A 23892-nucleotide genomic window follows, 5' to 3' on the forward strand; every position below is an offset into this window, starting at 1 on the left:
TAACACTTCCCCTTGCCGGGTGTGTAGAGGACTTTCACCTCCGAGTGAGTGCGCCCTGCCGGGCGCACGAAAAAAAGAAGCCGCAGCGCAATTGCTGCGGCTCTAACTTGCCACTCGCGGTACGGTCACCGCAGTTTCATTCTCTGACTTTGCGCTGAATGCATCAACGTCGTATCGGCGGATTTGACTATCTTTAACAAGCGGTGTTTGGTGGAGCATCGACGTCAACCTGCTCGAGGGCTCGAACCATAGGAGCGATGGCAAGCTTCCCGTCCATTCTCGTGGTCTCTCGGCTCGAGACGCTGCAGCGTCGGCGTCGGGCTGACGCCCCCGAGGTCAAGCATTACCACGTCCGCTTTTTCAGCGTAAAGGCATAGAGTCCGTACTGAGTGTTCGTTGCGGGATCGAAATAGACGCCCTGCGTAATACCATCATCCGTCTCGTCCCACGACTTTCCGTAGTCCTTGCTGGCAAGTGTGAAATCGCGCGGTGCGCGTTCACCCGTCGCGTCTGTCGCATATACGAGTAGTACGCCGCGCTGGCCCACACTCAGACCGTCCAGCGTGAAGCGCGCATCGAACGTATGCAACTGCCTGACTTCAGGCTTCGCGTAGCTGCCCCATTGGGAGATGGCGCCTGTACGGTGGCCGTTATCGGTCCGGTCGTTCCAGTCGCGTGGCAGTCCAAGGCGGGAAAGGGCGTAGATGGAATACACGCCCGGGGACTTTTGCTCCGACTGGATCGTGGCGACTGTCTGCCCCGGAAGCACCACCTCGCGCTCAAATGCTTCACTATCCCATCGCAAGCGGTCAACGACGCTCGACTGGCGAACTTCTCCCATCTGGTCGACGTAATAAGCAACGCGCAGAACGCCGTCAGCGCCGAGATCCACACCGCTGAACCTCTGCCGCGGTTGCTCACGATCACGTGCGAGTTCCGGGACGCGGATCTCTTTCCACGAACGTCCGCCATCGGCCGTACGCCACACGCGTGGCCCCCAGCCGACTGCATAACCACGGCCGGGATCAAGGAAAAGCAACTGGCCAATGTTCTGCTCTTCGGGCCATTTGAGCTGCAACCAGTTATTGCCTCCATCGCGCGAAGTCCAGAGCCTTGTAATTTCCGGCGACAGGCCGTTTTTGGGTTGCGGAACCTTGTAATCCATCCAGCTCGTGCTGATGTACTGCGCACCCCAATCCTTCGAATACCACCAAGCCGCATCTTGGCCTGGTTGCTGGAAGTAGCGTTTCAATCCGCCATCAACCGTTCCGCGAAAAAAGCTGATCGTTTGTCTGTTCAGTACCTCGTAAACATTGCTCATCCATGCTTCGGTAGGTTCCGCATATTCGGGGTTCTTTCTTTGCTCGACAGGCTTAAACGTAATGACGGGATCGGCAAGCTTAAGGCTAATGACCTCGTTCCCCTGAATCCGGCAGTCGCCGCCTCCGTACGGCTTATCGTTTTTCATGAACGCCGTTGAAATCGTTTGCCAGCCTGGTGTGGTCATGCCATGAAATCCATACGTTAGAAGCGCGGCCGTCAGTAGACCACCCGCAATCAATGTCCTTTTCCTGGGAATTCGCATCTCACTTAGCGCCCATCAAACGTCCGAGCGCCTTGCTCACGGGATCATCGATATCGTCCTTGGTGGCGCTCCATGCGTCGCCCAAGGTCTTGTTGACAACTACCTTGCCGCTGTCCCACACCTGCTCATAGGTGCGTCGATCGCCCCACTCCTCTAGAGCGGGACCGCCCATGATCTTGACCATGTCTCCAATCTGCAAATCCGCCAGCCCCCCGTCGAGATAGGCTAGCGGATGTGTCTTGAACGCAAAGGACTTGAATGTTTCGTTGTCCAGTTCCAGCCCGTACTGCTTTACCCCCATCCTGAAACTGCCGTTCCCCGGCTTCGCACTGCTCACCTTGATGACATCTCCCGTCATATTCAATGCCAGTCCCTTTTCCATGTGGATTTGCAGATACCACCTCGCATTGTCGAGCCAATCCCTGCCCGCTTTGGACAGCGTTGGTTTCAGCTTTGCTCCATAATTCGAACAATAGTAGTAGCCGTAACTGAGGTAATAGGCTGGCGGCTTGTGCCCGCAACCAATGTGCCGCATCATGAAGTTGCTGTGCCGGGACCAATCGGAGGCGGTGCAGTCCGGCTGGATCAGCGTCTGTCGCTGACGCAGCAGACGGGCCGAAACTTCCTTGTCGGTCCATGGATCCCAGGACGTGGCAAAAGCCTTTACGGTTGCCCACGCGCTAGAGGTGGTAACCTTTTCGACGGTCTCTGTATACGCGCAATGCAGTGGCCTGTAGTAGTACTCGCAATTCCCAATAATCGAGTCTGCCGCTGGCGGCACGCGAACGTCACACGCGGTTCGCTCCACCTGTGCGCGCTTTGTGTATGATTTCAACGTCATATACGATTCCGCGTAACCGACGACGTCGTTTTCATCCGCCATATGTATCTGCCTTCAGTTTGATAGAGATGCCCTGCGGGACGTGACTCTGCGCCAGTGACGTTTCGCCGTACGCATTGGTAATGCCCTCGGCGATCAGCTTGCCCTCCGAAAACATCTGATATCGCGTATTGGGCACAGGAATATCCGTTCCGGCCCAGTGCACCACAAGCGCTTCGTCGAACGCGCCCTTCGATTCCGGTGGTGCGGGAACGGCGGCTGGCAGACTCTGCGCTCCTTGCTTCTGGACCGTAATGACCTTCAGAAACAGGTCGAGCGGACCGCCCAAAGTGATGCTTCCGTCCTTGAGCTGGACAAACGCACCGCCGCATTCGAGGATGAGTTCCTTCTTCGCGCTGATACGTACCGTGCCGTTGACACTCGCCACGCTCACATCCTTGTCAGCCAGTAATGACATCGCATCGCTTTGAGCCTGCACTTCGATCGGACCTTTCGATGCGATCAGTTTTATTCCGAGTTTCTGCGCGAACATTGATACGAGTTCGCCCGCCGCAACGGTGAAGCGTTTCGCCACGCTGATATCTGCGCTTTTCCCGGTCACCACGTTGACGTTGTCCTTTGCGCAGACCTGAACACCACTGCCCGAGACGATGCCCACGGATGCGGGCGCGCTCGCAAGCACCCCCGGCTTTTTCAGGCCATTGAGTTCGTCATTGACCTGATGCTGCGCGTCAGTGTCGGCGGGAACCGCCTTCGCGCTGCGCGCCGAGTCCGCCAGTGCCCTTGCAAGTTCCAGCGCGCTTTCAAGCTGCGCGACGGTCTCCTGCATGTCCAGTTGCTGACCGCCCGCCGCAGGCCGGTCAAAGGCGGTGATGAACTGCCCTTTCCCTGCGCGCATTGCGCCGTAGCCCGACGTGCGCAGTTCAAAGCCTTCGCCCCGCTGTTCAAGCTTCTGGTTGACCAGACAGCCGAGGTTCAGTTGCGACTTGCCCGAATGCTCGGTCGACAGCTTGATGCCTTCCTGACCTTCCCAGTCCTCCATGCGCAGCTTGTTATTGCCCTGCGTGCGGATCACGTTGCGCGAGAGCCAACGCCGGTCGCTCGTGACGTGGTCCACGGCCTGGCTGTGGTGATGGAAGGCCGCGATATACGGCTTGTCGGGATCGCCATCCCTGAACTCGATCACGGCCTCCGTGCCGTCCAGCGCCGGAAAGTGGAAGCCCGTCTGCAACGCCCCCGCGAACGGTTTCGCGAGACGCAGCGGCACACTCTCGCCGCCCGCGGGCCATGGTGCAAAATCCGTGTCGAAGCGCACCGTGTAGTAACCGGCGGAAGTCAGATAGGCGTATTTGTATTGATCGGGCGACGTCACCCGGGCCGAGAGCGAACCGGGGATCTTCGCCCACGCCGACTCCTCCAGCTTCAGCCGGAAACGCCGGTCGGACGGAATCGCCTGCCAGGTGTTCGTGTAGGCCGTATCGCGCGCGCCACGATGCGTGACCGCGATCACGACCTGACCATCGGGCGCGTCGGACAACGCCTCGTCGACGCGCAGGATACGCGCCGGCTGCAGCGCCAGCACATTGCTTTCGCCCTCGTAGACGACCTGCCATGCTATCGCCGCTTCGTGACGAAGTTGCGCCTCCCACTTCGCGCTCGCCTGATCGAGGTGATGCGTGCCGTAGATGTACGGCTGGCCGTAGGTGGTGGGATCCTGAGGCGCGACGTTTGCCTCGTCCCTGAAGCGTTCCCACGCCTGTTCGGGGTTATAGTCGGCCACCAGGAACGACTGCGGCACGGTCCGCGCGTGAGTCTCCAGCGCGAACACCGACTCGATTGCCGCTTCAAGTCCCGCATGCTCCCGGTATGGGACATCGAGCTGCGGTTCATAGATGTAGTGGTCGATGTCGTCTCCGAGCACGATCTGGTCGCCGTGCTCGGTCTCGACCGTGTAGCAGTAGATGCCCGCCTTTTGCATCAGCATCTGGACGAACGCGAGATCGTTCATCCGGTACTGGAAGCGGAACAGGTGCTGCGGATACGCCCGACGCAACCGGAAGGCGAACTGATGGCCCTTCAGCCCATGACGTCGCAAAACGGCCTCGATGATCTGGGGCGTGGTCTGATGCTGATAGATCTGGTTCGTGGTGACCGCATCGAGCCGGGCGAAGTGGGACCTGACGATGACTTCGTAGCGGATGAAGTCCTTCGTCGCCTTGAGTGTCGAGAGCGACGCGATGAAGCCGGAGAAGCGGCGTGGCGTGCCGAGGGCGGGATCGATCAGGAATGCCGCGTCCCGGTTCAGATAGTCCTGGCGTGCAAGCTTGCCCGGATGTGTGAGCTGGATGCGGACCTCGGTGGGCGCCCCCATACGTTCGGTGGCTTCGAACGAGACTACGGAAAGTTCCGCCGCACTCGCCGCGCCCGGCACTTCAAGAAAATAGGCCTGACGCCCTGTCACCGCCATCAGGTCGGCTGCATACGCTCTGCTTTCCCCGAACAGGCTCGCCATCGTTTCTTCTCCGTCGTAACCCAGTGCCACGAAACTGTCTCGTGTATGACGACACCGCATCCGTGGTAAACGCAACGCGGTCGCTTTGGGTCAAGAGGTTAAGACGTGCCCGATTTATTAAAAAGCGTAGTTATCCTACTATTTATTCATGTGTTGCTTTTCATCAACCTTTGCAAACCTTGACAATTTCCATTCGTAGTACGTTCTATATGGTTTTCCAGAACCAATCACCGATGCGAAAATCAGGAGATACTGGATGACGAAATTGATCGCACTCAAAGGAAACCTGACCACCACGGGAGGCCGAGTGCTGGATGGTGACGCGACGATGCTCGATGATGGACAGCCGCTCGCGCGCCGCGTGGCGCGCGCTCTGCCGACGCCGTGGACAGAACGGGCGGATCTATGACTGATTCAAGCTCGCCAACGTCTCCCCGCGTTCGACCAGTTCCACCAGCAACGGCGAAGGCTTCCAGAACAGAGGATCCTGCTTCTCGAACTCACGGATATCGGCGAGCAACGCAGGCAAACCGATCGTATCGGCGTAATGCATCGGACCGCCGCGATACGCCGGAAAACCAAAGCCGTTAATCAACGTCACATCGACATCGAGCGGCCGCAACGCGATGCGCTCGTGAATCACGTTCGCGCCTTCGTTGATCATCGCGGCCATGTAGCGGCGCACGATCTGCTCGTCGCTGAACGTGCGCGGTGTGACGCCCGCGCGCTCGCGCTCCGCGACGATGATCGCTTCCACTTCCGCATCGGGCGTGCCGGCGCGCTTGCCTTCGTCATAGCGGTAGAAACCGCGCTTCGTCTTCTGGCCGAACCAGCCGCGCTCACAGAGGCGATCGGGAATCTGCACATATCGCGCATCGAGATTACGCGTCGCAGCGCGGCGCTTGCGCGTCGCCCAGCCAATGTCGCCGCCAGCGAGGTCGATCACCTGATACGGTCCCATCGGAAAGCCGAATTCACGCACGGCCTTGTCGATCTGATACGGCGACGCGCCGTCCTCCATCAGATGGTCCGCCGCCGCGCGATACACCGCGAGCATCCGGTTGCCGATGAAGCCGTCGCACACGCCCGCGCGCACGGGCACCTTGCGCAGCTTCTTCGCCAGGTCGAATGACGTTGCGACGACGTCCGCGCTCACGTGCGCGGGCACGACGACTTCCAGCAGCTTCATGATGTGCGCGGGCGAGAAGAAGTGCAGCCCGATCACATCCTGCGGCCGCGACATGCTGGCTGCGATCGCGTCGATGTCGAGATACGACGTGTTGGTCGCGAGCACGGCACCTTGCTTGCACACGCGGTCGAGTTCCGCGAACACCGCCTGCTTCACGGCCATGTCTTCGAACACGGCTTCGATCACGATATCGACATCGGCGAGTGCCTCGTACGACGTGCTGCCGATGAAGCGCGCGAGTTTCTTCGCCTTCGCGTCGCTGGTCAGACGTCCTTTCGCGATCAGGCCGTCGTAGACCTTTTCGATGTGCGCGCGGCCGCGAGCCAGCGATTCGTCGTCGCGCTCGATCATCGTCACGGGCAAGCCCGCGTCGAGCAATGCGACGGCGATGCCCGCGCCCATTGTGCCGCCGCCCACCACGCCCGCCGACGCGATCGGCCTCGGCTGCGCGCGGCGCGTTTCAGGCGCCTTCTGCACTTCCCTTTCCGCCTGGAACGCGTGGACGAGGGCTGCGCGCTGCGGGCTATCGAGGCATTCGAGGAATTGCTTGCGCTCGAAGCGCAGGCCATCGTCGAACGGCAGGTTCAGCGCGGCCTCGACGCAATCGACGATCTTCAGCGGCGACAGCAGGCCGCGTGATTTCTTCGCGGTGTCGGCGCGCGCGGCGGTAATAGCGGTTGCACCCGCCTCTTGGTCCGCGAGCGCTTGCGCATCGCGCGTACGCCGCACGGGTGCATGTTCGACGAGCAGTTGCTGCACATACGCGAGCCCCTCGGCGAGCACGTCATCGCTCTGGCCTACGCGATCGACAAGCCCGATTTTCAACGCCTCCTGCTCGCCGATATGCTTACCGCTCAGCATCAGCGACAAAGCCGCCTCGGCGCCGATCAGACGCGGCGCGCGCTGCGTGCCGCCCGCGCCTGGCAGCAGGCCGAGCAGCACCTCAGGCAAGCCAAGCTTCGCGCCCGCGACCGCAATCCGATAATGCGATGCCAGCGCGATCTCGAGCCCGCCTCCGAGCGCGGCGCCATGAATCGCGACGACGACAGGCTTGCCGCACGTCTCAATGCGGTTGCACACGTCGGGCAGCGTCGGCATTTGCGGCGGCTTGCCGAATTCGCGGATGTCCGCGCCCGCGATGAAATTGCGGCCCGCGCCGACGATCAGCACCGCGCGCACGGCCGGATTCGCTTCCGCGGCTTCGATCGCCGCGACTAGGCCGCGCCGGACGTCCACGCCGAGCGCGTTAACGGGCGGATTGTCGATGGTGACGAGCAGGATGGTGCCGCGTAGCTCATGAGTAACAGGCGATGCGGATGCGGCGGTCGGCGTCATACGATTTGTCTCCTCGTTGCAGCATGTAAACGAAATTGCCATCGATTGTCTTGGGGACAACGGGAATTGACAATCGCATCGCCAATTGACAGAGTGTCAAAGAATCTTTGACAGTAGGACTGCCGTGGACGTCAACGCGCTAACGCTGCTGGTCGAGATCATCGATGCCGGCAATCTCAGCGAGGCTGCGCGGCGGCTCAAGATGACCCGCGCCAACGTCAGCTACCACCTCAACCAGTTCGAAAAGTCGATCGGCCTGCAACTGGTCCGGCGCACGACGCGCCGCGTCGAGCCGACCGAGATCGGGCTGAAGCTCTACGAGCATGGCCGCGCGATCCGAAATTCGCTGCTGGCCGCGAAGGAATCGATATCGACGCTCGGCGAAAGCCTGCAAGGGCGTGTGCGCCTGTCGGTGCCGAGCGGCTACGGGCAACTGGTGATGTCGGCGTGGCTGATCGCCTTCAAACGCGAATATCCCGGCATCGTGCTCGACGTGATGTTCGAGAACCGCGTAGAAGACCTGCTGCGCGACGAAGTGGACATTGCCGTGCGCGTGATGTCGGAGCCGCCGCAAAATCTCGTCGCCCGCGACATGGGGCCCGTGAGATGGGTCGCGTGCGCGTCGTCCGCTTACGCCGCGCAACATGGCATGCCTGTGCAACTCGACGAGCTTCGCACCGCGCCGATCATTACGTCCGCCGTGGTCGGCCGGCAACTGCGCGTCGCCGCGTATCTGCGCGACGAACGGCATGAGGTGTTGCTTGAACCCGGCCTCATCTCCGAGAACTTCCTGTTTCTGCGCGAGGCGATTCTCGCCGGCCTCGGCGTCGGACTCGTGCCCGATTACGTCGTACACGACGACATCCGGCGCGGCGACGTCGTCACGGCGCTCGACCCGTGGCGGCTCAGCATCTTCGGCACGAACATGTACATGCTGTATATGCCGAATCTTCACCATACGCGCGCGACGTCGCAGTTCATCGAATTCATGCTCGACGAAGCGCGCAAGGCCGGACGCGGCGCCATGCCGACCCGACCCGCCAATTTGTAGCGCAATGTATCCACCGCAGCAGCGGATACATACGCATACACACGTCCGTTTCCACGACACAAGCGAGATACATCCGCACGCTTCAATACGGTCATCGATTGTTTGCCCCTCAACTACTCAACGGAGCACGCACCATGACGCGTATCGACAACGTACTGTACACAGGCAAGGTTCACACGACGGGCGGCCGCGAAGGTGCCGCACTTAGTTCAGACGGACGCCTCGATATCAAGCTATCGACGCCGGGCGGCAATGGCGCGGGCACGAACCCCGAGCAACTGCTCGGCGCCGGCTGGTCGGCATGTTTCATTGGCGCGATGGGCGGCGCTGCGCGCGCGCTGAAGATCTCGCTGCCGGCTGACACCAGCGTCGATACCGAAATCGATCTCGGCACCACCGACAACGCGTATTTCATTCAGGCACGCCTGAACGTGAGCCTGCCCGGCCTGCCGCGCGATGTGGCCCAGGAAGTGGTCGACCGCGCGCATCAAACCTGCCCGTACTCGAAGGCAACGCGCGGCAACATCGGCGTCACGATCACGCTCGTTTAAGCCGTATGAAGAAGGGCAGTGCGACCACTGCCCTTGCCACGATATTGCATATGCAACACGAGCCTCGACGATGAGTTCAGACCATCGGCACGACACCTGTGCCAACGTCAGCCGGAAGATCGCGCAAAGCTGTTTGCTCACGCGCACGCGGCAGATCTCAAGAGTGCTGACCGCGATCTACGATGAAGCATTGAGGCCGTTTGGCGTCAACGCGTCGCAATTCACGCTGCTGGTGCTGATCATGGAATTTGGACCGCTTAGCCGCGCCACGCTCGGGCGCAAAAATCATCACGATCGCTCGACGCTGACGCGAAATCTTCAGCCGTTAGTCGCGCAGGGATGGGTCGTCGAAGGCATGCCAGGCGACGACGGCCGCAGCCGCCCTCTTTCGCTCACGAAGCAAGGCAAAGCCCTGTTGCACGACGCCGCGTCCGCGTGGTCGGCGGCGCAATCGAAAGCTCAGTCGCTGCTTGGCGAAGTGGGCGCAAACGCGCTGATGGGCATCGCGGGCGACCTGCCGACTCGAATCAGCTGATTTTTTCTGTTGTTGATGTTGTATGTGCAACACGTAGCACGTTCGGTCCGCGTAGCGCAAAGTATCCGCTGTGTGCCAGCCGGTACTTGCGCCTACAAAGGCATCGTTTCAGAAAACACGCGCGATACATCCGCGCGTTCCAATGCGCTCTCGCCGGACGCGCGCCGCGTCCGGATCGTGCGTCCAATGGCTCGCGCAACTACGCGGCCATTACCTGGAATCATTGGCGCAAAGCCAATCGGAGTTCTTATGTCAGACCACCTTCCTCCTCAATCGCCGTCGCGTCGACGCTTTGTCGGTGTCGCCGCGGCCACCGTCGCCGCAGGTTCGTTGAGCCAGCTTGCATTTGCACAAACAGATCAGGCGATAACCTCAGTCGCACAGCCAACGGGCGGCGACAAGACGGCGATTCGTCCGCTTCGTGTGCATGTGCCCGACGCGCAACTGATCGACTTGCGTCGACGCATCAAGGCGACGCGATGGCCCGAGCGCGAGACGGTTGCCGACAACACGCAGGGTGTTCAGCTTGCGATGATGCAGGAACTCGCGCGCCATTGGTCCACCGGCTACGACTGGCGCAAATGCGAGGCAAAGCTGAATGCGCTGCCGAACTTCGTGACCGAGATCGACGGACTGGATATTCATTTCATTCACGTGCGCTCGAAGCATGCCAACGCGATGCCGCTGATCGTCACGCACGGCTGGCCCGGCTCGGTGATCGAGCAGTTCAAGATCATCGAGCCGCTGGTCAACCCGACCGCTTATGGCGCGAGCGCATCGGATGCATTTCATCTGGTCATCCCGTCGTTGCCGGGCTATGGCTTTTCCGGCAAGCCCACAACGACGGGCTGGGGCCCGGAGCGCACGGCGCGCGCGTGGGTCGTGCTGATGAAGCGTCTCGGATACGACAAATTCGCGGCGCAAGGCGGCGACCTCGGCGGTGTCGTCGCGAACGTGATGGGCAAGCAAGCGCCGCCCGAGTTGCTGGGCATCCACGTCAACTTCCCGGCGACAATTCCGCCCGAGATCGCCAAGGCGCTTCAGGCGGGCGACCCGCCTCCATCCAGCCTTTCGGAGGACGAAAAGCATGCATACGACCAGTTGAGCAGCGCGGCCAAAAAGCGGCGCGCCTACGCGCTGGAGATGGGAACGCGCCCGCAAACGCTCTATGGCATTTCGGACTCGCCGATCGGGTTGGCCGGCTGGCTGCTCGATCACGGCGACGGCTACGAGCAGCCGGCAGCGGCGCTTACTTCCGCTGTATTCGGCCGGGCCGTCAATGGAGAATCGTCAGGCGCGCTGACGCTCGACGACGTGCTCGACGACATCACGCTTTACTGGCTGACGAACACGGGTATCTCTGCGGCGCGCTTCTATTGGGAGTCCCATTTCAACTTCCTCGCCGCCGCCGATGTGTCCGTCCCCGCCGCCGTCAGCGTCTTTCCTCGCGAGAACTATCAGGCGCCGCGTAGCTGGACCGAGCGCGCGTATCACAACCTCATTTACTACAACCGGCTCGACAAGGGCGGGCATTTTGCGGCGTGGGAACAGCCGCAACTGTTTGCCGAAGAAGTGCGGGCGGGATTGAGGCCGTTGCGTAGATAGAGGGCTGAGCGGCGAGTCGTCACTCCCCCTCTACGCGACTCCGCCTCGCCGCATCGACCAGCGCGCGGATCGCCCAGCGCTTCACTTTCCGGGCCCGCGCGTCGTCGAGTTGCAACACGTCTTTGAACACCACCATCGCCTCGGTGCCGATCACGAGCGCGAGCGCTTGCGTCAATGTTTCGAACGCGGCGGGCTTGAACTGATCCTGCACAGGTTCCAGCGCCGCCTCGATCAGCGCAGTCCGCCGATTCTGCCGCAGCGGAACTTCACTGTCGGTATCGCCCTTCGCCACGCGCTCCAGCGAATGCGCGAGCATCATCCGCAGCGGCGCTTCGTTGGCGAGGATCATGTCGTGAAGCGCCGTATCGACGCGCGTGAGCCGCGCCACGGGATCATCCGACGCACGCGGGCCGAACAGCGTCGACGCATCCGGCGTCGCGACATCGAGTGACGCTTCCAGCAGCAGCGCATCCATGCTCGGAAAATGGCGATATGCGGTGGCGCGGGACACCATCGCTTCCTCCGCGATCTCCTCAAGACTCGGCTTGCGCCCCTGCTTCATCAAACGCGAAGCCGCCAGCAACAAGTCCTTGCGCGTGCGCCGCTTCTGGTTCTCGCGCCCGTTGGTCGTGACGTCCGCCATATCAGGCCTGCGGCAACTGCTGCATGATCGCCGCGAGATCGACCCATACGTTCTCACGCGTGATCTGCCCGCTTTCCGCGAACTCGAGCACATGCAACATTCGGAATTCCAGCGGGCGCCCTCGCCCTTCGAGTCCGAATGGCCGCCCCGGCGCCTTGCCGCGCCACAGCGATTCGTCGACGACGAAACCGTCGCCATACAGGCGGCGCAAGCACTCGACCCGGCTCTCCGACAAATCCGCGAATAACGCCTCGTAGAACGGCCGCACTTCGCCACGGCCACGCACCGGCCCCACAGGCCAGCCGACAACGTCATGCTCGACGTCCGGCGCGAGCGTGGCGAGCACGCCTTCGACATCGTCGCGTCTCTCGAAACCGAAGTGCTCTTCGATCTTCCCGTCCATCTGCACAGGCGTCAGCGTCATGATTGGCTCCTCGCGATTGCATTCGCACCGTTTGCCAATTCATTCTAGTGAGACTCGCATCTCATTACAAGATCGTAATGTAGTTTTAACCTCAGGTAGAATTTTGTCCGACATCGACGCTATGATCCAAGCGCGGTCCAGGCAGTCTTCCCTGCAATCGGAATCACCTCATTCGGGTTCACTCACAGCCTTGAAGATCGAGCATCCGACCGACGGCCCGACGCGGCTCCCATACGCACACGACTACTTCAGCACCGCCAGCGAGTCGCCGCAGCAGCAATTGCTCGCCTGGAGAAATCGCATCGGTCATATCCTGGATGTGCCCGTCGCAAAGAGTCAGCGGGAAAGCGGCTTTCGAGGGACCATCGACAGCTATCGCTCCGCGGATCTCGCCTTCATGGACTGCCGCACCGACGCGGTCCTGCAAACTCGCACCGCCGCGCGAATCTCCACCGATAGCGCGCGCCAATTCGTGTTCCATGTGCTTGTCGATGGCCAGATCGAGACGACGACGGGCATGTATCCCAAGCGCGTTTCCACGCAGATCAAGCCCGGCATTCTCGCGCTGGACATGGGGCAGCCGATGCGCATGGAACGCACCGACTGCCGTTTGCTGGCGATCTTCCTGCCGCGCGAATGGCTCGCGCCCGTGCTACCCGAGCCTGAGTCGATTCACGGTCATGTCATCGAATACGACTCGCCGCTCGCGCGCCTGATTCCGGGCTATCTCGCCGCGTTGTCCCAAACCGGTCAGTCGATAAATCCCGCCGACTTCCACGACGCGCTGAAAACCTGCGCCATGTTGATTGCGGCCGCGTTCGGCAAGCGGACGGGCCGCGCGGGCGGTGCACGCGCGGTCGCGCGCGCCGCCGTGTTCGGCACCCTCCGGCGCTACATCGAAGCCAATCTGCATGAACCCGATCTTTCGCCCGAAAGCGTGCTGCTCGCGTCGCAGCTGTCGCGCCCGACGCTCTACCGGCTGTTCGAGAGCGAAGGCGGGCTTGCAACGTATATTCGCAACCGCCGGCTGAGCCAGGCAGCGGACGAACTGCGCCGCTATCCGAACAAGGCGGTGGTCGAAATCGCGTATGGACTCGGCTTCAACAGCGCGTCCGATTTCAATCGCGCGTTCCGCCGCGCATTCGATATGTCGCCGCTCGATTTCCGGATGTTCACGCTTTAACGTCCCTGCCACAAACGCTCAACAGGAGAAGCCATGTCGGCTGTGTCGGCATTCAAGCTGGTGCTGCTTTCGCTGATTGCGATCATCGCGCTCGAACTGATCGCGAAGCGTCTGCGGCTGCCGCCCGCGGCCGCGTTGCTGGTCGGCGGCGCCGCGATGGCGTTCGCGCCCGGCCTGCCGCCCGTCGTGCTCGATCCCGACCTCGTGCTGATCGTTTTCCTGCCGCCATTGCTGATGGATGGCGCGTACTTCTTCGTCTGGACCGACTTCAAGCGGCATCTGAAGCCCATTCTGCTGTTCGCGATCGGTGCGGTTGCGTTCACGACATGGATAGTCGGCGTCGTCGTGCATGTCGTTGTGCCGTCGCTGCCGTGGGCGGCCTGCTTCGCGCTCGGCGCCGTCGTCTCGCCGCCGGATGCCGTCGCGGCGAAAGCGGTGCTCGAACGGCTCGCGCTGCCGCGCCGCCTGATGGTGCTGCTCGAAGGCGAAAGCCTGCTGAACGACGCCGCCGGCCTCGTGCTGTTCCGCTTCGCCGTCGCCGCCGCGCTCACGGGCGCGTTCAGCGCGTCGCATGCCGTGCTGAGCTTCGCGGGGCTCGCGGTAGGCGGTGTGGTGGTCGGATGCGTGGTCGGCTATGGCGTCGTGTGTCTGCTGCGCCTGCTCGACGACGACTATCTGATCATCACGACTTCAGTGATCTCTGCGTGGATCAGCTACATCGCGGGCGAAATGCTCGGCGTATCGAGCGTCATCTCGACTGTGACCTGCGGCATGCTGCTCGGCTGGCATCAGCACGAAGTCTTCTCCGCGACCGCGCGAACGCGTGGCTCCGCGTTCTGGCAAGTCGTCGTGTTCGTGTTCGAGGCGCTCGTGTTCGTGCTGATCGGCCTGTCGCTGCGCGGCGTGATGCAGCGGCTTGGCGGCCTCGACAATGCGCTCGCGCTGCTCGGCCCCGCCGCGATGGCGACCGTGGTCACGGTCGTCGTTTCGCGCTGCGTGTGGACGTTCACGCTCGAATCGATCAACGCGGTGCTGCACCGCATTTCGCGTCGCGCCGCGCCGCCCGCCGACTGGCGTTCCGCTGCCGTCGTGAGTTGGGCGGGTATGCGCGGCGTCGTAACACTGGCGATCGCTCTTTCGCTGCCTGAAACAATGCCAGGCCGCGATCTGATTCTGTTCTCCGCGTTCGTCGTCATTCTTTTTACGGTGCTGCTGCAAGGCACGACGATCGGCATGATAATCCGGCTCGTCAAACCGGCAAGCGATGCACACGCGTCGACTTATCTGAATGAGATGCAGGCATGGGCACGGCTGGAGGCAGCGCAGCTGGAAGCGATCAAGCCGCTCGTCTACGCGCCGGACGGCAGCGTCCTGCATCCGCGGCTGCTCGAACAGTACAGCTATCGCGCGCGTCTCACGGACGAGTTCCAGCACGCGCCGAGCTTTCCGCTGGAGGCGCGCAAAGCGCACTACGACGTCATCCTCGCCGCAATCGCCGCAGGCCGCGTCGAACTGTTGCGCCTGCATCGGAGCGGCCTGATTCACGACGATCTGCTGCACGTGATGGAACACGATCTCGACCTGCAGGAAATCTCGTCCCGCCACGCCCGAGGCTAGGCGCCGCAGGCGCACCACGCACCGACGCGTGGCCGCCTCAAGTAATGACCTGACTTGCCGATATGCAATTGAGGTATCGCCTCGCCCGATTTCCTAGCCGCCGTCAGGGCCCGATATGCGTGTCGCACTCGCCGCAAGCGTTTCTTTACAGGTTTCGACCGCAACGTCACGTTATGTAATCGGGCCCTTGTTTCACGGCAATCGTTTGCCGTTCGCCGCTTCGCCCATTCCGTCGCTCAAACAGCCATGCTCTTCGATCCGAAGAGCCGCTCGCGTTTGCGTTTGCTGCGAAGCGGATGCGCACGCGTTCATGGCGACGCGACCGGTTTTCTCGCGAAGCAGATTGCGATGGCGTTGCGCCCGATGCGCGACCGCTCGCTGCTAAGTGCCGCCCGATCCACTCCGAAACTGAAAGCGATTCTCACGTGCGACGACTTGCGCTTGCCTCCCTGCTATCTGGCCTGGTGACTCTGATTTTTTTGTCGTTGTACGGTTGTCACCAGAAGGATTCTGCTTCGCCGGGCGCGTCCGCGCCGGCGAAGACGATCATTACCGCGCTGATCTGGGCGCCTGACTGGCCGGAAGAGATGCTCCAGATCGCCGCCGAATTCAGCAAGGAAAATCCGGACATCGGCGTGAACGTGCAGTTCATGGTCGGCAATTCCGTCGAGGCAAACATCAAGCCCCGGGTCGCGTCGGGAAATCTGCCGGATCTCGTCAGCGTGAATCCGAATGCGTACTCGGCTGAACTGGCCGACCAGCACATCCTCGCCGACGTCAGTCAGACGGCAGCGTGGAACAACATGATCGATCCGTTGAAGGGCGACTGGACGAGCCGCCAGTCGAAAGCATTCGGCATTTCCGGCGGCGTCGCGACGGTGCTGATGTACTACAACCAGGATATGTTTGCGAAGGCGGGAATCAAGACACTGCCGACCAACTTTCGCGAGTTCCTCGCGGTCTGCGAGCAGCTCAAGCGCGCGGGCTTCACGCCAATCATGTGGAACGGCGGGTTTCCCAATATGCTGGGCAATGGTCCGTTCAGCTCCGGCTTCGCGAACAACGTGGTGGCGCGCGACCCCGCGTGGAAGAAGAAAATCGACGACGGCACGCTGAATCTGAACACGCCTGCCGTCGCCGATATCTTTGCCAAAATGGCGCTGATGCCGGAACGCGGCTACGTGCAGGACGGATTCATGGCGACGGACTACGACGGCGGCATCCGGCTGTTCAAGGAAGGCAAGGTCGCAATGGCGATTCACGGCAGCTGGGCAGCCGGTCTGCTGCTGCACGGCAATCCCTTCGAAACAGGCGTTTTCATTCCGCCATGGAACGCGCCCGGCAAGCGGGTCGTGCCGATTGTCGGCAGCGAAACGGGCTTTGCCGTGTGCGAAACGCCGAACAAGGTTGCCGCCATGCGCTTTCTCGAGTTCATCGCTGCAAAGGGTTTCGCCATTCTCCAGGCGAAGCGCCAGAACATTTCGCCGTTCAGACAGAGCACGGGCGCGATGGCGGGCGACCCGAAGATCGTCGAATACACTAATGAAGTTAGTCGCTATCCCGTCACCGCAAGCCCGTACTATTCGGTGCTTCCGTCCAACTCCATCGAGCGCTTGCACCGGTTGATGCAGGATGTCCTGTTGAACAGGATCACGCCCAGGCAGGCGGCCCAGCTGCTGGATGCGTCCGTCAAGAATGAAGCGAAGATGCATTACAAATGAGCTCGATCATCGGTTCACTGCAACGCGTTCTTGAATACCTGTCGCAGGATCTGCTGCGCCGTGTCGAAATACGTTACCGGCTGATCACCGCGTTTATCCTGCTGTCGCTGTTGCCCGTACTCATTTCGGGCTACATATCGTATGCGGAGTCGACGGCGGCCATCAAGGAGAAGGCGGAGATATTCTCGAAAGAGGTCGTCAAGCAGGTGTCGCGGAACATCGTGCTGCGCATGGAGCAGATCGAAACGGAAAGCAGCCTGCTCGTGCTCTCCGATCAGGTTCAGTCCTCGCTGATGAAGGTCGCGAACGGCAGCGCGAAGGAACAGAACGAGGCGCGCCTCGACATGACGCGTCTGCTGCTCGATCACTACGGCTCTGTCGATTTCATCAACGCGAAGTATCTGCTCGACACGCACGACCGGGTGATGGACACGCAGGCGTTCGCGCAACTGACGCGCGGCGTGATGCGCTTCGTCAAGCAGGCGCCCGATCGCAACGGACGCCCGTACTGGGGCAGTTACGACAACGGCGTCGGACAACTGAACCTGGGGATGGTGCGCGCGGTCATCGGCAAGAGCAACAACCGGCGTCTCGGCAATCTGGTGCTGGTGATTCGCCCCGAGCATTTCTCGACGATCTTCAACGACGTCGCCCTGGGCACGGGAACGGAAATCTACGTGCTCGACAGCAGCAACAACAAGCTGATCGTGCGCGGCGACGACATGCCCGCCAGCACGAACGCGACGGCCGAACCCGGTCTGATAGACGGAATCGCGCACAACACCGAGATGCTCGGCCAACCTAATGGCTTCGTCAGCTTCGAAGGCAAGAACCACGCGGGCTACTTCGCGGCCTACACACGAATTCCCGGCACGACATGGTTCGTCGTCAGCACGATTCCTGAAAAGAAGCTGACGGTCGAGGCGCAATCCGTGCGCAACCAGATCGTGCTGGTCGGCATTTCAGGCTTTCTGCTGTCGATCTTCTTCGCCTACTTCATCTCGCACAGCATTTCGTCGCCGCTGAAAGATCTCGTGCGGAAAATGCACGACACGGGCAGCGATGCGGGCGCCGAAGAGCAGGCGCTTGCCGAAGCTCACGTCGATGCCGACGGACAGGACGAACTGGGCAGACTCGCGCACCGCTTCGAACGAATGCGCGGGGCGATCAGGCAGAAGATCCAGAAGATCAACGAGATCAATGCGTCGCTGGAGCAGACCGTCGTCGAACGCACGGCGGAGCTGGTCAGCCGGGAACTGGAATCGCGCACGCTGATCGAGAATTCGCCCGACACGATCACGCGCTACGACCGCGATCTGCGCCGCACGTATGCGAACCCGGCTTTTTGCACGTCGGCGGGGCGCCCCCTAGGCGAAGCGCTCGGCAAGCGGCCTTCGGAAATACCCGGCGGATCGAACGCGCTGATCTACGAGCGCAAGATCAGCGAAGCGATTTCGACGGGAAAAAGCGGGCAATTCGAGCTGCGCTGGGTCAGCAAGGACGGACAGGAGCAGTGCTCGCATATTCGCCTCACGCCGGAAATCGATCCGTCGGGTCGGGTCAATTCGGTGCTCGCCGTGGGCCGCGACCTGTCGGACCGGATGGCGTTCGAAGCCGCCATCTGGAAGCAGGCCAACTTCGACACGCTGACACAACTGCCGAACCGCCAGATGTTCCAGAACCGTCTCGAACAGGAAGCGAAGATCGCTCAGCGCTCCGGGCATCGGATGGCCTTGATGCTGATCGATCTGGACCGCTTCAAGGAAGTCAACGATTCTCTGGGACACGATACGGGCGACACGCTGTTGATCGAAGCCGCGCGGCGAATCACGTCGTGCGTGCGTGACGCGGACATCGTCGCGCGTCTTGGCGGCGACGAGTTCACCGTGATCCTGCCGAATCTCGATCACATTGGCAGCATCGAGCGGATTGCGCGGACGATCATCGACAAGCTGTCCGAGCCGTTCACGCTCGGCCCGGACGAGGCGTTCATTTCGGCGAGCATTGGCGTGACGCTCTACCCGGACGACGCGAGCGAACTCGACGTGCTCTTCAAGAACGCCGATCAGGCGATGTACGCGGCCAAGAACGCGGGTCGCAACTGCCTCAGCTATTTCACGCAGGATTTGCAGATCGCGGCGGAAAAACGCCTGCGTCTGACGAGCGATCTGCGCGCCGCGCTGCCGGGCGATCAGTTCCGGCTCTACTACCAGCCAATCGTCGATCTAACGACGGGCGACATCTACAAGGCCGAGGCGCTGATCCGCTGGCTGCATCCCGAGCGCGGCATGATCAGCCCGCTGGACTTCATACCGTTGGCCGAAGACACGGGCCTCATCGTGCCGATCGGCGATTGGGTGTTCAGGCAGGCCGTGCAGCAGGCGAAGCGTTGGCGCAACCGCTTCCATTCGTCGTTCCAGATCAGCGTCAACGTGTCGCCGGTGCAGATTCGCCAGGACAATCTGGTGTGCACGCAATGGTCCGAGTATCTGCATCACGAAGGCATGCCGGGACAGAGCGTTGCCGTCGAGATCACCGAAGGGCTGCTGATGCACGCCGACCTGAAGATCGACGAAAGGCTGATGACGTTCCGCAATGCAGGTATCCGCATTTCGATCGACGACTTCGGTACGGGTTATTCGTCGCTGGCCTATCTAAAGCGCTTCGAGATCGACTTTTTGAAGATCGACCGGTCCTTCGTGCAGAACCTCGGCTTCGATGCGGACAATCAGGCGCTCTGCGAGGCGATGGTCGTGCTGGCGCACAAGCTCGGGCTGAAGGTCATTGCCGAAGGCGTGGAAACCATCGAGCAGCGCGATTTCCTGATGGCAGTCGGCTGCGATTTTGCGCAAGGCTTTTTGTACTCGCAGCCGGTTCCGCCCGAGCAGTTCGAAGCGCTCGTCTGGCCGCGGATCGAAGTCAGCCCAGCAAGCAACTGATGCGCGGCGCTGCCGGCTCGCGCTATTGCTGCGGCGCTTGTGCGGCGCGCGGCTTCACGCGCGCTTGCACGGCATCCGCAACCTGCCCGGCAACCTGTTTGATATCGGCCTGCTGATCGTTGCCCGCCATCACGTATCGTGCGGCCGCTGCATAGGGATTGAGCTTGACGATCGCACCGGGAACGTGCCGGTCCGACTGCCCTTCTACCGTTTGATAAAGCGGCGTGGGCGATTCGTTGGGCAGCGGATCGATGGCGACCGCCAGTTCGATCTTGCCCTGTCCCGCGCCGAAACCCACGACGGCGCGCCGCACGCGGTTGCCTTCGTCCACGCTCAGAAATACGCCGCGCACCAGCCAGCCCTGCGCGGGAAGCGGCGCGTCGCCGGGAAGACGGCGCGCGTCGATGCCGTCGTGCTGCAAATCGGCGACGAGCGTTTCCGACATCTTCGCGACCAGTTCCTGCGATTTCTTTTGCGGGTCCTGCTCCGACAGATGCAGCGGCGACAGGCTACCCGCAAGGCGTCGCGCGCGGCTCAAGCGGCTCTGATCGGGTGTGATGTCGGCGGCATCGAGTTCGAAGTCCGACACATAGACGACGGGCGCCGAGGCGCCCGTCGCGCCGCCTTGCTGCGCGAGCGCAACGGACGCAAACGCGGCGAGCCAGAACGCTGCAACCGGGCATGTCCACCATCGATTGTTCATCGCGATCTCCTGATTGTGGCCGTCGCGCGGAAACTGTTTGCGCCAGAGACGAATATACGCCGCCCGCCGCAAAGCGACCGACACGGGCGCTTCGATGACTCTGCGAGACCCACAGGATTAGGCAAGACTTCCGGAGTTTTCGAACAACAGAAACGGCCGCTTTGAGCCACACTCCGACACGTTCCCACTGCTTCGTCATCGCTGTGCATGCGGCAAGCGCGAGCGCGGGCAACCGTGTAAAACCAGAACCCGAACCTACTCGGAGTCATCGATGTCCACCACTCTGATTCTCAACGGCAAGTCCACAACACTGGACGCCGATCCCAACATGCCGCTGCTCTGGGCTATCCGCGAAGTCGCCGGTCTGCATGGAACAAAGTTCGGCTGCGGGATGGCGCAGTGCGGCGCGTGCACGGTTCATCTCGAAGGCCAGCCGATCCGCTCGTGCATCACGCCGCTCGCAGCTGTCGAAGGCCGTCACATCACGACGATCGAAGGATTGCAGGGCAAGCCGGCCAAGGCCGTGCAGGCCGCGTGGGTGAAACTGCAGGTGCCGCAGTGCGGCTACTGTCAGTCCGGGCAGATCATGTCCGCTGCCGCGCTGCTCGTGCAAAACCCCAAGCCGTCCGACGCCGACATCGACGCCGCGATGAGCGGCAACATCTGCCGCTGTGCGACCTACACGCGCATTCGCGCGGCGATTCACGACGCCGCCGACGCGATGGGAGCGTAAGCGATGACGACAGATATCGTTGACGTTCAGCGCCCGTCGCGGCGCACCTTCCTGAAAGGCGCGGGCACGGCAGCAGCTCTCGCGCTCACGATCGGCTTCGAATGGGCGGGCACGTCGCGCCGCGCGATCGCCGCACAAGCGCCTGGCGGCACGTTCGCGCCGAACGCCTTCCTGCGCGTCGGCGCCGACGACAGCGTGACCGTGATCGCAAAGCACGTCGAAATGGGCCAGGGCGCGTACACGGGCATTGCGACGATCGTCGCGGAAGAGCTCGACGCAGACTGGTCGCGCGTGCGCGTCGAAAGCGCGCCCGCCGATGCGAAGCGCTACGCGAATCTCGCATTCGGCACGATCCAGGGCACGGGCGGCAGCTCGGCGATGGCCAATTCGTGGACGCAGCTGCGCGAAGCGGGCGCGACCGCGCGCGTGATGCTGGTCACGGCGGCGGCACAGCAGTGGAAGGTGCCCGCATCCGAATTGCGCACGGAGCGCGGCGTCGTCTATCACGACGCGAGCGGCAAGCATGCGACGTACGGTTCGCTGTCATCGGCGGCCGCCGCATTGCCTGTACCGGAAAACGTGATACTGAAGGACCCGAAGAACTTCAGGTTGATCGGCAGCCAGGCACCGCGTGTCGACGTGCCGCCGAAAACCGACGGCACCGCGCAGTTCACGCTCGACGTGACGCTTCCCGGCATGCTCGTCGCCGTGATGCAGCGTCCGCCGCTGTTCGGCGCGACGGTGCGCTCGTTCGATGCATCGGCGGCGAAAGCGGTCCCTGGCGTGGTGAACGTGGTGCAGGTGCCGCGCGGCGTCGCTGTCGTCGCAAAGAGTTTCTGGGCCGCGAAGCAGGGCCGCGACGCGCTGAAAGTGGAATGGGACGACACGCACGCGGAAAAGCGCAGTTCGGCGGACATCATGGCCGAGTACCGCAAGGCCGCCGACAAACCCGGCCTGCCCGCGCGCACCGAAGGCGATGCGTCGAAGGCGATCCAGGGCGCGGCGCGCAAGCTCTCCGCGAGCTACGAATTTCCGTATCTCGCGCACGCGCCGATGGAGCCGCTCGACGCCGTCATCAGGCTGACGGCCAATAGCTGCGAAATCTGGGCGGGCGATCAGTTCCAGACCGTCGATCAGGCGAACGCGGCGCGCGTCGCAGGCCTGCAGCCGCAGCAGGTCAGCATCCACACGCTGTACGCGGGCGGCAGCTTCGGCCGGCGCGCCAATCCCGGCTCGGACTATATCGTCGAAGCCGTGTCGATCGCGAAGGCGCTCGGCGCGAACGGCACGCCCGTCAAGCTGCAATGGACGCGCGAGGACGACATCCACGGCGGCCTCTATCGCCCGATGTATTTCCACAAGCTCGATGCAGGCCTGACGCGCGACGGCAAGCTGGTCGGCTGGCAGCATCGGATCGTCGGGCAGTCGATCGTCGCCGGCACGCCGTTCGCGGGGCTGATCAAGAACGGGATCGACGGGACCTCGGTGGAAGGCGCCGCGAACATCGCGTATGCGATTCCGAACATCTCGGTCGAACTGTCGACGATGCAGACGGGCGTGCCTGTTCTGTGGTGGCGGGTGGTCGGCAGTTCGCACACGGCTTTCGCGGTCGAAGCGTTCATCGACGAAGCGGCGCACGCGGCAGGCAAAGACCCGTACACGTTCCGGCGCGATCTGCTCGAACACGAGCCGCGCATGCGTGGCGTGCTTGACCTCGCGGCGCAGAAAGCGGGTTGGAGCAACGCGCCTCTGCCGGCCGGCAAGGGACGCGGCATCGCCGTCGCCGAAGCATTCAAGACGTTCGTCGCGCAGGTCGCCGAGGTGTCCGTGGATAAAGACGGCAAGGTCAAGGTCGATCGCGTGGTGTGTGCGGTCGACTGCGGCACGGCGATCAACCCGGACGTGATCGCGGCGCAGATCGAAGGCGGCATTGGCTTCGGGCTGGGCGCAGCGTTGTATGGCGCGATCACGCTGAAGGACGGCCACGTCGAGCAGAACAACTTCGACGGCTACCGCGTGCTGCGCATCGATGCGATGCCGAAGGTCGAGGTGCACATCGTTGCATCGACGCAAGCGCCGACGGGCATCGGCGAACCGGGTGTCGCGCCTGTTGGTCCCGCTGTCGCAAACGCCATTTTCGCGGCGACGGGCAAGCGGGTCTATGCGATGCCGTTCTCGACGGAAAGCCTTGCTTGAAGCAAGCGATCGCGAGCCGCCTCTGGCAGGCGGCTACGCGATGCGCTGACCGTCAGGGCAGGCAGCGGGCGAAGCGCCCGCTGCCTTAACTTCAATTTCCAAAGAAGACCGGCTGCGGATTCCCGTCCGTCGTCGTCGATCTTGGCGAGCCCATCTGCATCGTGCCGCTCGGCGCGACACCGCCCACTGCCGTGTGTTCCATCGGCTGATCGCCTGCCGAGGCCTTGGTTTCGGCTGCCTGGATATCGGCGGGATAAGTCGCGTCGTCGGAGACCGGGCGATAGCCCGCCTGTTCGACGCGTTGCAGGTCTTCGCGCACCTGAGCGCGCGTGACCTGGCCCTGGTCGGCCTGAGCGAAGGAAAGTGCCGGCGCAGCCAGCGCGCACGAAACGACTACGGCTTGAATCAGTGCTTTCATGATGGTTCACCTGCAAGTGAGGAGTGCTCGACCAGCGCCACATCCTTGCGGGTGTGACCCCAATTCCCTTTGCCCCGTCGCGGGGTGCGAAGGGTTAGCGCCATTGTGTGC

The 23892-nt window shown here is 62.3% G+C and carries 19 protein-coding genes; 11 read left to right on the forward strand and 8 right to left on the reverse strand.

Annotation, left to right across the window (positions count from 1 at the left end):
- Window positions 1–343: 343 nt before the first annotated feature.
- The 3 genes from SB822_RS48810 to SB822_RS48820 all read right to left on the reverse strand — a co-directional run bounded on the left by SB822_RS48810 (window position 344) and on the right by SB822_RS48820 (window position 4938).
- Entirely contained in the window at window positions 344–1507 is a 1164-nt protein-coding gene (locus tag SB822_RS48810; RefSeq protein ID WP_410858124.1) for a WD40/YVTN/BNR-like repeat-containing protein, read from the reverse strand.
- Between the two features lie 79 nt (window positions 1508–1586).
- Complete coding sequence (locus SB822_RS48815) at window positions 1587–2468, reverse strand: hypothetical protein (protein ID WP_410858125.1); 882 nt, start codon at window positions 2466–2468, stop codon at window positions 1587–1589.
- The gene (locus tag SB822_RS48820) at window positions 2458–4938 is read right to left on the reverse strand and encodes a type VI secretion system Vgr family protein (RefSeq protein WP_410858137.1); all 2481 of its coding nucleotides are present in this window, start codon (window positions 4936–4938) and stop codon (window positions 2458–2460) included. Before SB822_RS48820 ends, SB822_RS48815 begins: the two co-directional genes overlap by 11 nt.
- Before the next feature lie 256 nt (window positions 4939–5194).
- Between SB822_RS48820 and SB822_RS48825 the strand changes: the two genes are divergently transcribed.
- Window positions 5195–5347, forward strand: coding sequence for a hypothetical protein (locus SB822_RS48825; protein WP_410858126.1), 153 nt, complete (start codon window positions 5195–5197; stop codon window positions 5345–5347).
- Here SB822_RS48825 and SB822_RS48830 read toward each other — a convergent pair.
- Window positions 5342–7462 carry a 3-hydroxyacyl-CoA dehydrogenase NAD-binding domain-containing protein gene (locus SB822_RS48830; protein ID WP_410858127.1) on the reverse strand — a complete coding sequence of 707 codons (2121 nt, stop codon included), beginning with the start codon at window positions 7460–7462 and terminating at the stop codon, window positions 5342–5344. The genes SB822_RS48825 and SB822_RS48830 overlap by 6 nt on opposite strands.
- A 124-nt stretch (window positions 7463–7586) precedes the next feature.
- Between SB822_RS48830 and SB822_RS48835 the strand changes: the two genes are divergently transcribed.
- The 4 genes from SB822_RS48835 to SB822_RS48850 all read left to right on the forward strand — a co-directional run bounded on the left by SB822_RS48835 (window position 7587) and on the right by SB822_RS48850 (window position 11204).
- The gene (locus tag SB822_RS48835) at window positions 7587–8513 is read left to right on the forward strand and encodes a LysR family transcriptional regulator (RefSeq protein WP_007737294.1); all 927 of its coding nucleotides are present in this window, start codon (window positions 7587–7589) and stop codon (window positions 8511–8513) included.
- 134 nt (window positions 8514–8647) lie between these two features.
- On the forward strand, window positions 8648–9064 hold the full coding sequence (locus SB822_RS48840; protein WP_007737293.1) for an organic hydroperoxide resistance protein: 417 nt from the start codon (window positions 8648–8650) through the stop codon (window positions 9062–9064).
- Between the two features lie 70 nt (window positions 9065–9134).
- A complete protein-coding gene (locus SB822_RS48845) occupies window positions 9135–9599 on the forward strand; it encodes a MarR family winged helix-turn-helix transcriptional regulator (RefSeq protein ID WP_410858128.1) in 465 nt (154 codons plus the stop codon).
- Between the two features lie 249 nt (window positions 9600–9848).
- Window positions 9849–11204, forward strand: a complete 1356-nt coding sequence (locus tag SB822_RS48850) for an epoxide hydrolase family protein (RefSeq protein ID WP_114223835.1) — start codon at window positions 9849–9851, stop codon at window positions 11202–11204.
- Window positions 11205–11223: 19 nt separating this feature from the next.
- Here the strand turns inward: SB822_RS48850 and SB822_RS48855 are convergent, their stop codons facing one another.
- Window positions 11224–11847 (reverse strand): TetR/AcrR family transcriptional regulator, encoded by a 624-nt coding sequence (locus tag SB822_RS48855; protein ID WP_079502149.1) that lies wholly within the window; start codon window positions 11845–11847, stop codon window positions 11224–11226.
- 1 nt (window position 11848) lies between these two features.
- Complete coding sequence (locus SB822_RS48860) at window positions 11849–12271, reverse strand: ester cyclase (protein ID WP_009771389.1); 423 nt, start codon at window positions 12269–12271, stop codon at window positions 11849–11851.
- A gap of 190 nt (window positions 12272–12461) precedes the next feature.
- On the opposite strand from SB822_RS48860, the gene SB822_RS48865 reads away from it, so the two are divergent.
- The 4 genes from SB822_RS48865 to SB822_RS48880 all read left to right on the forward strand — a co-directional run bounded on the left by SB822_RS48865 (window position 12462) and on the right by SB822_RS48880 (window position 19731).
- Window positions 12462–13454: a helix-turn-helix domain-containing protein gene (locus tag SB822_RS48865; RefSeq protein ID WP_410858129.1), complete on the forward strand. Its 993-nt coding sequence runs from the start codon at window positions 12462–12464 to the stop codon at window positions 13452–13454.
- Window positions 13455–13487: 33 nt separating this feature from the next.
- The gene (locus tag SB822_RS48870; protein ID WP_410858130.1) at window positions 13488–15071 is read left to right on the forward strand and encodes a Na+/H+ antiporter; all 1584 of its coding nucleotides are present in this window, start codon (window positions 13488–13490) and stop codon (window positions 15069–15071) included.
- A 464-nt stretch (window positions 15072–15535) separates the two neighbouring features.
- Window positions 15536–16792 carry an ABC transporter substrate-binding protein gene (locus SB822_RS48875; RefSeq protein WP_236674313.1) on the forward strand — a complete coding sequence of 419 codons (1257 nt, stop codon included), beginning with the start codon at window positions 15536–15538 and terminating at the stop codon, window positions 16790–16792.
- Window positions 16789–19731: an EAL domain-containing protein gene (locus tag SB822_RS48880; protein ID WP_410858131.1), complete on the forward strand. Its 2943-nt coding sequence runs from the start codon at window positions 16789–16791 to the stop codon at window positions 19729–19731. Before SB822_RS48875 ends, SB822_RS48880 begins: the two co-directional genes overlap by 4 nt.
- A gap of 22 nt (window positions 19732–19753) precedes the next feature.
- Here the strand turns inward: SB822_RS48880 and SB822_RS48885 are convergent, their stop codons facing one another.
- The gene (locus tag SB822_RS48885) at window positions 19754–20434 is read right to left on the reverse strand and encodes a DUF4410 domain-containing protein (protein ID WP_007737279.1); all 681 of its coding nucleotides are present in this window, start codon (window positions 20432–20434) and stop codon (window positions 19754–19756) included.
- A 271-nt stretch (window positions 20435–20705) separates the two neighbouring features.
- Here SB822_RS48885 and SB822_RS48890 point away from each other — a divergent pair, with 271 nt between their 5' ends.
- Both SB822_RS48890 and SB822_RS48895 read left to right on the forward strand, forming a co-directional pair.
- The gene (locus tag SB822_RS48890; protein ID WP_007737278.1) at window positions 20706–21167 is read left to right on the forward strand and encodes a (2Fe-2S)-binding protein; all 462 of its coding nucleotides are present in this window, start codon (window positions 20706–20708) and stop codon (window positions 21165–21167) included.
- Window positions 21168–21170: 3 nt separating this feature from the next.
- Complete coding sequence (locus SB822_RS48895) at window positions 21171–23363, forward strand: molybdopterin cofactor-binding domain-containing protein (protein ID WP_410858132.1); 2193 nt, start codon at window positions 21171–21173, stop codon at window positions 23361–23363.
- Between the two features lie 91 nt (window positions 23364–23454).
- Here the strand turns inward: SB822_RS48895 and SB822_RS48900 are convergent, their stop codons facing one another.
- Entirely contained in the window at window positions 23455–23781 is a 327-nt protein-coding gene (locus tag SB822_RS48900) for a DUF4148 domain-containing protein (protein WP_007738285.1), read from the reverse strand.
- Window positions 23782–23892: the final 111 nt, after the last annotated feature.

It is taken from the genome of Paraburkholderia sp. SIMBA_054 (assembly GCF_046534875.1).
Lineage (GTDB): Bacteria > Pseudomonadota > Gammaproteobacteria > Burkholderiales > Burkholderiaceae > Paraburkholderia > Paraburkholderia hospita.